The organism is Pectobacterium atrosepticum (assembly GCA_019056595.1).
Taxonomy (GTDB): domain Bacteria; phylum Pseudomonadota; class Gammaproteobacteria; order Enterobacterales; family Enterobacteriaceae; genus Pectobacterium; species Pectobacterium atrosepticum.
This window is the reverse complement of record CP036163.1, coordinates 3,793,380-3,806,142: the sequence shown is the minus strand read 5'-3', so window position 1 is coordinate 3,806,142 and position 12,763 is coordinate 3,793,380. Positions and strand designations below refer to the sequence as shown.

At 48.5% G+C, this 12,763-nt stretch carries 12 protein-coding genes; 8 read left to right on the top strand and 4 right to left on the bottom strand.

From position 1 onward, the window contains the following. Window positions 1-79: 79 nt before the first annotated feature. The gene (locus DCX48_17955; protein QXE16232.1) at window positions 80-973 is read right to left on the bottom strand and encodes a hypothetical protein; all 894 of its coding nucleotides are present in this window, start codon (window positions 971-973) and stop codon (window positions 80-82) included. 92 nt (window positions 974-1,065) lie between these two features. Between DCX48_17955 and DCX48_17950 the strand changes: the two genes are divergently transcribed. After that, a complete protein-coding gene (locus DCX48_17950) occupies window positions 1,066-1,638 on the top strand; it encodes a TetR family transcriptional regulator (GenBank protein QXE16231.1) in 573 nt (190 codons plus the stop codon). 61 nt (window positions 1,639-1,699) lie between these two features. On the opposite strand, the gene DCX48_17945 is transcribed toward DCX48_17950, so the two are convergent. Both DCX48_17945 and DCX48_17940 read right to left on the bottom strand, forming a co-directional pair. Then, on the bottom strand, window positions 1,700-2,170 hold the full coding sequence (locus DCX48_17945) for a FidL (protein QXE16230.1): 471 nt from the start codon (window positions 2,168-2,170) through the stop codon (window positions 1,700-1,702). Continuing rightward, window positions 2,157-2,930, bottom strand: a complete 774-nt coding sequence (locus tag DCX48_17940) for a CadC family transcriptional regulator (protein ID QXE16229.1) — start codon at window positions 2,928-2,930, stop codon at window positions 2,157-2,159. The genes DCX48_17945 and DCX48_17940 overlap by 14 nt, the downstream gene beginning before the upstream one ends. 675 nt (window positions 2,931-3,605) lie before the next feature. Here DCX48_17940 and DCX48_17935 point away from each other — a divergent pair. From DCX48_17935 to DCX48_17915, 5 genes are all read left to right on the top strand, one after another. Further along, window positions 3,606-4,154 carry a type 1 fimbrial protein gene (locus DCX48_17935; GenBank protein QXE16228.1) on the top strand — a complete coding sequence of 183 codons (549 nt, stop codon included), beginning with the start codon at window positions 3,606-3,608 and terminating at the stop codon, window positions 4,152-4,154. Between the two features lie 135 nt (window positions 4,155-4,289). Beyond that, window positions 4,290-6,788 (top strand): PapC/FimD family outer membrane usher protein, encoded by a 2,499-nt coding sequence (locus tag DCX48_17930; protein QXE16227.1) that lies wholly within the window; start codon window positions 4,290-4,292, stop codon window positions 6,786-6,788. A 38-nt stretch (window positions 6,789-6,826) separates the two neighbouring features. Continuing rightward, window positions 6,827-7,576, top strand: a complete 750-nt coding sequence (locus tag DCX48_17925) for a molecular chaperone (protein ID QXE16226.1) — start codon at window positions 6,827-6,829, stop codon at window positions 7,574-7,576. Between the two features lie 18 nt (window positions 7,577-7,594). Then, a complete protein-coding gene (locus DCX48_17920) occupies window positions 7,595-8,629 on the top strand; it encodes a hypothetical protein (protein ID QXE16225.1) in 1,035 nt (344 codons plus the stop codon). A gap of 27 nt (window positions 8,630-8,656) precedes the next feature. Continuing rightward, window positions 8,657-9,226, top strand: a complete 570-nt coding sequence (locus DCX48_17915; GenBank protein ID QXE16224.1) for a type 1 fimbrial protein — start codon at window positions 8,657-8,659, stop codon at window positions 9,224-9,226. Between the two features lie 66 nt (window positions 9,227-9,292). Here DCX48_17915 and DCX48_17910 read toward each other — a convergent pair whose 3' ends face one another. Beyond that, on the bottom strand, window positions 9,293-9,784 hold the full coding sequence (locus DCX48_17910) for a DUF2569 domain-containing protein (GenBank protein QXE16223.1): 492 nt from the start codon (window positions 9,782-9,784) through the stop codon (window positions 9,293-9,295). Window positions 9,785-10,074: 290 nt separating this feature from the next. On the opposite strand from DCX48_17910, the gene DCX48_17905 reads away from it, so the two are divergent. Further along, the gene (locus DCX48_17905; protein QXE16222.1) at window positions 10,075-11,421 is read left to right on the top strand and encodes an MFS transporter; all 1,347 of its coding nucleotides are present in this window, start codon (window positions 10,075-10,077) and stop codon (window positions 11,419-11,421) included. Further along, window positions 11,414-12,763: a glucarate dehydratase gene (gene gudD, locus DCX48_17900; GenBank protein ID QXE16221.1), complete on the top strand. Its 1,350-nt coding sequence runs from the start codon at window positions 11,414-11,416 to the stop codon at window positions 12,761-12,763. The genes DCX48_17905 and gudD overlap by 8 nt, the downstream gene beginning before the upstream one ends.

The following is a 12,763-nucleotide window of genomic DNA, read 5'->3' as shown; positions in this document are numbered from 1 at the left end:
AACCCAGCCGCAGCGCTGGGTTTCTTATTTAAAGGAAAAACAGACGAATTATCGAACTTAGACCGCACGTAGGAAACACTCATACCACGCCCGTATCCACGCGCTTCCCGATATCTTTTAGCTGCGAATATTTTTCTAACAATCCGGGCATGTCGTCAAGACTCATGGCAAACATCCACATATAGGTCATTACCGAATAGATATGTCCCGCGTTCGTTCCGCCGTTAAGCGTCATATATAGGATCGTCAGCGAAAACAGCACGGCAGCCGCTGCACCAATAGATAAGTAACCCAGTGCCTCACGATCCGACAGGCGAATACGCAGCCCAGCCAGCACGTGATAATGTTTGGCCAATGAAGCCGCCGTCGCACTGCTGACAAAGCCAACTTCCTTTTCCAGACGGTTATTTAATTTGCCGAACAGGACTTCATTTTTCCGCGTGTAACTTGGCAAGAACAGGGCAAAAAACAGCAGAATGACGATGCAGGCAACGCCCGCCCAGGATTCAATCACCAGCAGCATCACGGCCGCGCCGATGATCGACGCCAGCGACGTGATCAGCACTGGGAGGTGGATTTCAAAAAAATCTACGAACTCGCGTGACAGCGCCACTCGCGCCGCAATGGTCGAGTGGCTGTGGTTTTCTTTTCTCTGCACCAGAATAACCGGCACCGCCAGTGCAGCGTAAATACGGGCGAACGTGCGGGTATCCACACTCCGTCGCGCTGCGCCAATCGCCCACATAATAAAAACCATCAATGCATACAATATCGCATGCCAAGGCTGAGCATTCATAATCGCGTTAATGGCGAAGCCCGCCATCAGAGGATAGAGCAGATAAGTCACATTCTCCGCCACGACTAACAGCAGCGTGAGAATCAGTTTTTTGCCATGCAGCTTTCCCAGTTTTTTAAGGGTGACAGCAGCACTATGCGATACCTTGACCGGTTCGCTGATATTATGGGTTTGCATGAGAATACTATCTAACAGAGTTATACTTGAGCGGTCGCTCAAGAACAAAAATTGTATTTGAGCACTTGCTCAAAGTCAACACGGGGACAGTAATGAAAGAGACGACGAAAGCGCTAAAAGACAAAATCCTTGATGGCGCAATCGAGCTATTTATTGAGAAAGGCATAGAGAAAGTGACAACGCGCGAACTGGCAGAGCACGTCGGCATTTCGCGCAGCCATCTTTATCACTACTTTCCTGACTGGCAGACGCTGTCGATTGAGGCGTTAACGGTGTTTATGCAGAAAGATTTGGAAGACGTCGCGGCAGAAATCGCCACACTAGCACCGAAAGAGAAACTGCACGGGTTGGTGAAAAATTATCTGCCAGATACCACTGACGTCATCTGGAATCTTTATGGATCGCTATGGCAATTGGCGATTCACAATACTGCTTACGCAGCGCTCGCCCATGTGATGACAGAGAAGTGGTCTGCCTTACTGGAAAACATTATTGCATCAGGCGTTGCGTCCGGAGCCTTTAAAAGTGCCGATACCCAGCGAGTCTCCCGCCAGTTGGACGCACTGCTAAACGGCTATTCTGACCATCTGATTATTAACCCAGCGCCTGACGATTTTCAGCAAGCAATTGAAGATATTGATGATTTTATACAACGTGTGTTGTGAAGTGCATAAGCAGCACATAGCGTACAACGATTAATGTGTACACGCGCTATTCCAACACACATTAATCGCGGATGTTGCATGCCATCTTTGATTGAACGGTGCTAATCAGATAAACATGCTTCGTCAGCATTTCAAACTGAATGACATCATTTTCAGCCAGGATAGGGATCGCCTCATCGGGTGAATTATCATTAACATTCTTATTCATCGCGATATTGTTCACCACCAGCCGGTTCTCCTCCCAAACAGAATCAAAACTGAACGTGCGCCGGATCGTCAGCGGTACGTCATTTTCACCAATGTAAAAGCCGTTGACCAAAACCAGCGCCCTATTTTGTTTATTAAGATAAAAATAGATGTCATATTCCTTTCTGACGCGCGGCTCTTCTGATTTAATCTTCACCTCCGCCTGACATATCAGCGGTTTTCTGTATAAATTGCTTTTTAAATAAAAAACGATCCCCAGAGAGAATGAAATAAAAAGCACCACCATGGTGCAAAAAATCTTCTTCCTGACTTTAATTATTAACATAAGTTACACATCTCTTCCCATCTTTTTTGCAGGAAATAACGATTTCACACTTCTTATCCAGCATTTCAGATATAACGATTTTTTTCGACAGGAAGAACAATGTGTTATCTAAACACAGATTTTCATAGTCGGTAGGGAGAGGATAGCCAACGCTGTCATATAAATAAAAAAGATCGCATTTCCCTTTCATCTTCACGTCGGCAAGGTGTCGGTACGAGAAACGGTTTACGTTCGCCAGCACGAGCAGGAAAACCCCGACTATCGCTGCCCAGATAAGAAGGAACTTGATGTATTGCTGCTTTCTTACTGGTTCAGGAATAGCATGATGTTCTATAGAAAATGGCTTTTTTTCTTCATAGAAATTTTCTCCAAATTCATCTTCAGCCTCCTGATTTAACTTTTCTTTCTCTTCCTCTCCCATATCCTTCTTAAGATGCAAAACAATACTTTCAGCGTTAAAGACAATACCCATTTTAGGAATAGTCACTATCGAATCTGAAAGGTCAAACTCGCGCAATACCTTCCTTAGTAGAGAGAGGTAATTGTTGAGATTATTAAGAGAAGGACAAAGCGCATGCTTTTCCAGTGCCTCCGTTAACAAAAAATCACGGCTTAGCGTTACCCCTTGATTCTCTATTAATAAGCAGAGCAATCGTGAAATAGGAAAATTCACAGAGGTTGCTTCATTTTCACGTTCTATCCATGCCAGTGTCCCCTCTCCCTCGTTGAAAATGATTAAATCATTAATCAAATAAACCATTCGACCTTTTTCCATCAAGATTAGAGGCACTATTCATTTGTTACAATAAGATTATAGATACGCTTTCTTATGATCATAAAACCTACGGAATAGTCTGAAAAATCGCTGCAACAAAACAAAAATAGGTTATCTATAAAAGTAAAATCGATTATATACATAGTCTTATCGATGCTATCTTCGGCAAGGATAAAAACTTACCCATTTATTGTCAAAGATTATTTAACTTTCATTTAGTCACTGTCTAAACAAAAAGACATTTCATTATTTTTATAAAAAAACAACCATTTCACACTATCATGGAACAGAAAACAGATCCTAAAATAACGTATTGAATTAACATGATTTATATCTAAAAATGATATTCCACCCTTGAATAAAACCAAAAATAAGAAAACACACAACAGAATAAAAACCTAAATAATTGTAAATTTAAAACACATAGACTAAATAAATATATTTAAAGCAATATATTTGACCATAAAATCAACCATCATTACTATTCACCTCGTTCCAGAGCAATCAACTGGACAGGCTGGGAAATATATCCACCACATGAAAGGTGGTAAGCCGTCAGTCAATCAATAGAGAAGGTTTTATCCGTTATGTATGAATACGGTGAGCACTCATGCGTAGCGATCATCTTTTAAATAGAGTAACCAACAGAGAGAGCATAATATGAAACCATCAATAATCACCTTGGCATCCCTCATCTCCGTGATATTTTCTGTCGGTGCCTATGCCGCAGATTCACATAATGGATCGGTGACGTTTAAAGGAAAAATTATTGATACGCCCTGCTCAGTTTCTCAGCAAGATCTGCATCAAACTATTGAGTTTGGCGAAATCAGCAAAACCGTGCTGGAAAACGGCGGCACCTCAGAAATTAAGCCGTTTGATATCACATTAAAAGATTGCAGTCTGGATACCGCAACCAGCGCCAAAATTGTTTTCTCCGGCGGCGCGGCATCAGGCACCAATAATGAGCTGCTGGCATTAAACGGCAGTGCAACCGGTGCAGGTATTGCCGTAGAACGTATCGGCGAAAAAATTAAATTCGACGGAACAACACCAGCCGTTCCTGCTACGCCGCTGGCAAACGGAGATAATATTTTCTCCTTCACGTCTTATGTCGCCAAACTCCCAACCCCACAGGAAGGTCAATCACCAACAATAACTACAGGGGCTTTCTCCAGCACAGCTAATTTTGTTGTGTCTTATCAATAAAATATTTATGCGCTAGCAACAGGGTATCGGTAACCAAACGGGGAGGTCTCCTCCCCCTATACCCTTTCTTTATTCCACATGTCGTTTGACATGAATGGACACCACAGTGCTGCATCTGCTTAAGCATATATTCCTATGGAAATGAAGAACATTACACTCAAAGAAAAAATACAACCCGCATTATTTCACTATGGTATTTTTATTTTTTCTTTGAGTACAACATCGCTCAGTGCAACGGAATTTAACATTAATGTACTGGATGTCGATGAACGTAGTGACATTGATCTTAGCCATTTTTCCGACCCCGAATACGTCACGCCTGGCACCTATCTTTTATCGATAAAAGTAAACGCACGTGAAATACAGCAGCAGATGATTAGCTACCTGCCGGAAGGTAATCATCGCCCTCGACCAACGGCCTGCCTCTCGACTGAACTCGTCGATAAACTGGCACTGAAAAAAGAAGCACGCGACCAAGTTGAATTATGGAATAACGGCACGTGTGTCGATCTGACGCCAATTGCTGGCGTCAAAATATCGAATCAAATAGGCATGGGAACGCTAAATATTACCATTCCTCAAGCCTGGCTGGTGTACAGCGATCGCAACTGGATTCCGCCCGAACAATGGGATCACGGCATCAACGGCGCGCTGCTAGATTATAACCTCGTCGGGAACGTACGCCGTGATACCAATGGCAGAGGCACATCACACTATCTCAGTAGCTACGGCACGACCGGATTTAATCAGGGAGCCTGGCGCTACCGTGCCGATTACCGCTATTTTCTGCAAAAATCGCGCAACTCGAATCGCGATAGCTTCTCGTGGGATCAGTTTTACGCTTATCGTCCGCTTCCCACCCTGTCAGCCGATCTCAAGCTGGGTGAAATGTATTTCAGCAGTAATCTGTTTGATAGCTATCGCTTTACCGGCGCGTCATTAGCCAACAACGAGAACATGCTTCCCCCTTCGTTGCGTGGCTACGCGCCCGAAGTTCGCGGCGTCGCCAAATCAAACGCAACAGTGACCGTTACGCAAAATGGCAGGCTGATCTATGAAACCACCGTTCCTGCTGGCCCTTTTGCGATTCAGGATATGAAAAACGGCGTCAGCGGGACGTTGGATGTCCGTGTGACGGAAGAAGACGGTACGGTAACGACGTTCCAGACCGAGTCGGCCAACCTGCCTTACCTAACGCGCCCCGGACACGTGCAGTACAAACTCGCCGCAGGTAAACCCTCGAACACCAACCATCGTCTACAAGGCCCAGCCTTTTCTGCTGCCGAAGCCTCATGGGGATTATCCAACGCGTGGTCGGTGTACGGCGGCAGCATTTTGTCCAATGGCTACCAGTCTTGGTCGGCAGGTATAGGGAAAAACCTCTACCTGCTGGGCGCACTGTCCGCAGATATCACACAGTCGCGCGCGACGCTTCCGACAACGTCCTCGTCGCAAATGGGGCATGCGTTTTCGCTTAACTGGTCTAAATATTTCAATTCGATCGATAGCCAGATCAGTTTTGCCGGCTATCGCTTTTCAGAGAAGACCTACATGAGCATGGCGCAGTATCTCTATGCGCTGAATCTTGATAACCGCTATCGCAATGAAAAAGAGCGCTACACCATTACGCTCTCAAAAAACTTCGCGACGCAAGAATCATCCTCGCTGCTGAACGGGCTATCGACCTACGTTACCTATACGCGCCAAACCTACTGGAATGAAGCCGAGCAGGATCGCTACGGAATTTCGCTCAACAAGTACCTTGATATCGGCGCATTTAAAGGAATTTCTGCGAACTTATCGGCCTACCGCACCGAATTCAACCGCCGCACCGATGACAGCCTGTATCTGAGTTTTTCTATTCCACTCGGAGAAAAAGATCGCCTGAGCTACAGCATGGGACGCTATAACGACGGCAGCAATCAAGCGCTGACCTATTCCAATAACGCCGATCCGCGTCGTACCTGGAATCTGAGCACTCGGCACGACAGCAAAGAAAACATCTACCTGAGTGGCAACTATACCCATCTGGCACCGATGACGGATGCCACCGTGGGCGTCGCCTGGCAGCAAGACCGCTATACCTACCTGAACGGCTCACTGCGCGGAGGGATTACCGCAACCCGCCACGGCGTCGCGGCACATCCGAAAGGCAATCAGGGCGGCACTCGCATCATGGTCGATACGGAACAAGCGGGCGTACCGTTCTCTGGCAGTCAGGTCGAAACTAACCGCTATGGCCTGGCCGTGATTGCTGGTAGCAGTAGCTACTACGATGTGTCGACCCGCATCGATATGCAGAAATTACCGCAAAATATTGAAGCCATGACGACGGTGGTTCAGGGCACGCTGACCGAAGGCGCGATTGGCTACCGCAAATTCGACGTAGTTAGCGGAGCAAAAGTCATGGCACACATTGCGCTGGCCGATGGCAAATATCCTCCGTTCGCCGCCCAGATCAAGAACCAGAAAGGCCGCGATATCGCCATGGTTACCAACGGTGGACAAGCCTATATCACGGGCGTATCACCTGACGAAACGCTGTCCGTCATCTGGGAGGGGAGAACCCAGTGTTCCATCACCCTGCCCGCCACCTTAAATCACCTTGATGCGCTGCTGCTTCCCTGTAAATAAGCGGCGCGAAAAATATAGAGAAGCCCGGAGAGTACGTTATGAAATACCCATCTTATCGGCGAGTAGCAGGATTCATCATCGGTTGCCTGTTTTTGATGCCATCGGCCTACAGCGCCCTGAGCCTCGATCGCACCCGCGTTATTTTTAACGATGATGAGCAATCCGCGACAATCATGTTGATGAATCAAAACGCGGAGAACCCGTTTCTGGCGCAGTCGTGGCTGACAGACGAGCACCACAATAAGGTGAGCACACCACTAATGGTGCTACCGCCGTTACAGCGCATCGAAGCAAAAGGATATAGCCTGATCCGTCTGGTCAAAACCGAAAAAATCACCCAATTACCTACCGATCGCGAATCGCTGTTTTACCTTAACGTTCGGGAAATCCCCCCCAAAGCGGAAAAACCTAACGTACTACAGATAGCTATTCAGTCTGAAATAAAGGTGTTCTTCCGCCCCCGTAGCGTAAAGCCAGCCAAAGACGAAATATGGCAGGAAAAACTGATCGTCAGAAAAACGGGAAACACCTTTCAGGTAGAGAACCCAACGCCGTACTACATCACGGTAAGCAGCATCCTGAAACAGCCCAAAGCGACGCGCGCCAACCCTACCAGCCTGCTGAAGGGGAATGCCTTTATGGTCGCGCCACGCTCAACCCTCTCGGTTGAGGTGAATGACAGTGCGGTCGATCGCTTCTATCTGTACTACGTGAATGACTACGGCGGCCATCTGGAGTTGCCTTTTACCTGCGCACAAAACCAGTGTCAGCCCGTAATCCGTAAATAAGTTACAGGGATATCCGCCATGTCTTGGTTAGCCGTTCGTCAACATCGCTATGTCGCCCTCTGCGCGGCGTTCTTTTTCGGCCTAACGGCGTTTAACGCCAGTGCGTTGGAATGCCGGTTGGGCACAGTGACCGGCCCCGTTGCCGATCACGAGGATATAGGTACGCTAAAAATCCCAGCAACCTTGCCTATTGGCAGTCGCCTCTGGACGTCAAAACCCTATGCCCGCAGCCTGGCCTGCTGGGCGTATAAATCCGTGCGCCCACAGGGTGAGCTGTCCTATTTCTACCCTAATCCTGAAGGCAGTGTCATCAGTCAAGGTGTTGGGATTGGCATCATCTATAACGGACAGGATCTCGGCGTGATTACTAATGGCGGCACCTCCGCATCTCGCGTATCAACAGGACAGTGGATCTTGCCGGGCCCCAATGGTTCATCACCGCCGTCCAACCCGACCATGCTCAATGTCACGGTGCAACTCTATCTCCAAAAAACGGGGAATATCACCGATACCACGGCAGGAGTGGATTCACTGCGCGTCTTCCAGATTGACGGAGAAGGAGGCATCAACAATAAGCCCGACAGCAACTATGGTCTAAGCCTGTCAGGGCTACACGGCATCGAAATTATGCAGTGTGCGGCGAAGATCAACGTCTCGCCCGATAGTTATGTCGATTTTGGTACGGTTAGAGCATGGTCAGGTACGGAAGCGAATGCGCTGGCGCAAACGGAGTTCCACATCAATGTATCGACCGATGGTGGAGAAGACTGCGGTAAGGGATTCGATCTGGACATCAACTTCGATGCCTCTTCGCGGGGAAATTCGCTCGTCGGGGTAGACGGCATGAATATGGGAAATGGTGCCACATTAAAAATCGAAGATATGCGTAGCGGCAATAACGTGACGTTTAACCAGTTCATCGGTCTGGTTGACGGCCTGACGGCATCAAGCGGCATGCTTGAACGGCGTTATACAGCCAAGCTCTACGCCTCCGGTCCCGCAGTGGTAGGCGATACCGAGAAAAATATTATTCTGCGGTTTAATTATCATTAATCTGTCTTCATACGCGAGATCGCAACGATGATAAAAAATGACAACACGGTAATAAAAGCCAGACCACGCGGCGCATGGCTCGCTTTCACACTCGGCATCCTGACTCTGCCCTCGGGGTCGTCCATCGCGCAACAGATATCATCAATGGACGACCATGAAGTGACGTTTCACGTTTTAGTCGTCAACGCCGCCTGCAATGTGAGTTCGGAGAGCAAAGCCATTGTGGTGAACATGAGCGAAGTCTCCGATCGCTATTTAAAAGCCAATAGTTACGGTGACTGGCATGACTTCACGATTAACCTTACGGACTGCAATCTGGATACTTACCAAAACGCCACGATCCGCTTTTCAGGAAAAGAAGAGCCGTTATTACCAAAGCGGTTGGCGCTGGACACCCCATCCGGTGCCAAAGGCATCGCGATTGGCATTTATCATGAAAACAAACTGGTCGGCATCAACAACAGCACGGGTAGTGTTGTGCTGCAAAGCGGGGACAACGCCATTCCCTTTTCGGCTCGCATCGAAAAGATACGCGACGACCTGATTCAATCCGGTGATTTTGTGGCAACGGCGAACTTCACCTTGAGCTATTTATAACGAGGCTAAGATCTGTGCCGCCATGTGCTTTCCCACACACTGGCGGCACGCGGCTAAACGCATGTGTTAGCGACTAAATACCAGCGGAATTCTTTTCGAGAACAGGAAATACGGGATCCAGACGGCAATGCCGAAGACCGAAGAGACAATTGCGCGAATATCGCCAGTATCGAGCTTAACCTCAAACAAGTAAGCCGGTAGCAATGTCATATACCCCACCAGCACCGCGCTAACAAGATAGTAGGCAACCATGACATTCCGCGTACGTTTTTTACGTCGGAAGAAGCTCATTGCGGCGAAAATTTCCAGTGCGAACATGGCAAGCAGGAAAAACACCAGAGCCAAAGCGTAATAGCCGAGGAATCCAGTGTTCTTAAAGTGAATAATCATCGCATTGATAATGTCATACAGTGAGAACGGCGTCGTAATGACAGAAAGAATAATCCCCAGCGCCGGAAGGTAGAGAATACCGTTAATCTTCTGCTGTTCTTTCTCTTCACACGCTGAACACAAACCAGACTCTTGACGCGCATCGTTATCGCAGTTTAAACACTTCATTTCTTAATCCCTGTGAAAATATTCCAAAAAATGATGACGGGTGAATAGCCTGTTTTTTCCATTACCTTAGCAAGCGAATAAAAAGCGCCAATGTCGAACTCTCATCCCCCATCAGGCTGTGACCTCCGTCCCAGACGTGATATTTCCTCACTTTTCCTAATTGGGCTGGCCGCCTTCATTTTCGCCATCACTGTGGAGTAGCCCAACGTATGCTAGGCATCTGCACATAGTCATACCTTTCACTCATTTTCTATAACACTTTCGTAACCTACATACGAGAGGTGTAAAAAGTGACAACGACAACAAGCCTATCATCTACCCACACCAGAGAGGCGCATCTCGCCTCAGCTATCGCCAAATTTTTCAAACGTATTATCCCAATGCTGGCCATTATGCTGATTATTAATCAGATAGATAGGTCAAACATCGGATTTATAAAAGCAGAACTCCAGACCGATGCCGGCATCAGTGCGGCGGCATTTGGTCTTGGCGCAGGGCTTTTCTTTATCGGCTACGCGCTGTTTGAAATACCCAGTAACCTGATGATGAAGAAATACGGAGCACGGGTATGGCTGACTCGCATCATGATTACCTGGGGAGCCGTCGTAGTCGCCACGGGCTTTGTCACCAGCCCTACCCAGTTTTATGTCCTGCGCTTTTTACTCGGCGTAGCCGAAGCGGGCTTCTTCCCCGGCGTGTTGTATTACTTCCGGCTCTGGGTGCCTAACGCCTGGCGTGGCCGGGCAACAGCGCTAATACTCAGTGCCAGTGCGGGGGCGTTTCTCTTCTCTGGCCCGATTACGGGCGGCATCCTGATGATGCATGATTTCCTCGGCATTGTGGGCTGGAAATGGGTGATGTTTCTGGAAGGTATCGGTTCGATTCTTGTAGGGATTCTGGCGGCCTTTGTGCTGGTATCCAGCCCCGATAAAGCCCGCTGGCTCAGCGTAGAAGAGAAGCTCGCATTGGAGCAACAGCTACAGCAGGAAGAGATGGAACGCGATGCGCAGCAAACGCACACGGGGAAACTGAATTTACTCACAGACCGCAGAACGCTGTTTTACTGCGCGATCTTCTTTACCATGACGATGACAGGTTACACGCTGGTGTTCTGGCTTCCGCAGATTATCCAACGTATTCAGGGGTTCAGTAGCTTCGGCATCGGCCTGCTTACCGCTATTCCCTGGCTGTGTGCCATTATCGCCATCAACCTGGTTGGCAAATTCAGCGACAAACATCGCCAGCATTTACCCAAAGCGCTGGGGGTCGCCATGCTCATTGCAGCCTGCGGTACTTTTATGGCAACAATCGGATCGCCGTGGTTCGGCTTCTTCGCCATGATCGTTGCCTGCATTGGTTCAAAGGTCAGCGCGACCTTCTTCTGGCCCATGCCACAGGGCAATCTGCCTGCGTCCATCGTCGCGCCGGGTATTGCTCTGATCAACTCCATTGGCAACCTTGGGGGCTTCGTCGCGCCCACCGTATTTGGCTATCTGGAATTAAAAACCGGCAGTACAACAGGCGGCCTCTATTCCCTAACCTGCGTCTCCGTCGTTACCGGTCTTTTCTTACTACTGCGTAGCACACACGCCACGCCACCCAGCTCACTCAAACCTATGGAGCATCGCAATGTCTGACAGCCCTATCATTAAAAAAATGGAGGTCATTCCGGTCGCCGGTTATGACAGTATGCTTTTGAATATTGGCGGCGCGCACAACTGCTACTTCACCCGGATTCTGGTGACACTGACAGACAGCGCGGGGAATACCGGTGTGGGAGAATGCCCCTGCCATTCCAGCACGCTCACTCTGCTAAACGACGTCATCCCGCAGATAGAAGGGACACAGTTACTCAAAATGAACACCACGTTGAGTACGCTGTTTAAAAGCGATAAGCGTAATCTGAGCAGCGGGCAGAACGACAACACCGCGATTCATATTCCGCAGATGAACCCGGAAAAATTTTATAATGCGATAGCCGCGACAGAAGCTGCGCTGCTGGATCTGACCGGGCAGTTCTTAAACCTTCAGGTCGCGGAACTTCTGGCCAGCGGTAAACAGCGCGATTCGATTCCCATCCTGGGATATCTTTTTTATATCGCCGATCGCACCAAAACCGATATGAATTACCTGCCCGGTGAAACCGGAAAGCATGACTGGTTTTATCTACGCCATCAGGCAGCGATGGACAGCGACGGCGTGATTCGTCTGGCGGAAGCCGCTAGCGATCTCTACGGTTTTAACGATTTCAAACTCAAGGGCGGTGTACATAACGGTGAAAAAGAGGTTGAGACGGTAAAAGCACTGCTGCGACACTTCCCAGGTTCGCGGGTTACCGTAGATCCCAACGCAAGCTGGTCCCTGGATGAATCGATACGACTGGGGAGGGAGCTACAGGGTCAAATTCCTTATCTGGAAGATCCCTGCGGCGCGGAGAATGGCTATTCTGGCCGAGAGACGCTTGCAGAATTCCGACGCGCCACCAACATTCCTGTCGCAACCAATATGATCGCTAACGATTGGCGTCAGCTTAATCACGCACTCCAGCTTAATGCTATCGATATCCCGCTGGCCGATCCGCACTTCTGGACCATGCGTAATGCCAATACCGTAGCGCAGTTGTGCCACGAATGGGGATTGATTACGGGTTGTCATTCCAACAACCATTTCGATATATCGCTCGCCATGGTCGCTCATCTAGGTGCCGCCGCGCCGGGCGAACGCATTACACCGTTTGATACGCACTGGATATGGCAGGATGGACAGCAGCTCACCCATGAAGCACCGCGCATTGACAAAGGACACTTACATTTGCCTGAAGGACCGGGATTAGGAATTACCCTGAATAGGAAACGAGTAGAGGAAGCACACAGGCTTTATCAGTCACTACCGGATAAAAACCGTAATGACGCGCTTGGTATGCAATTCTTAATTCCCAACTGGTCATTTAACGCCAAACGACCCTCACTGGTTCGTTGA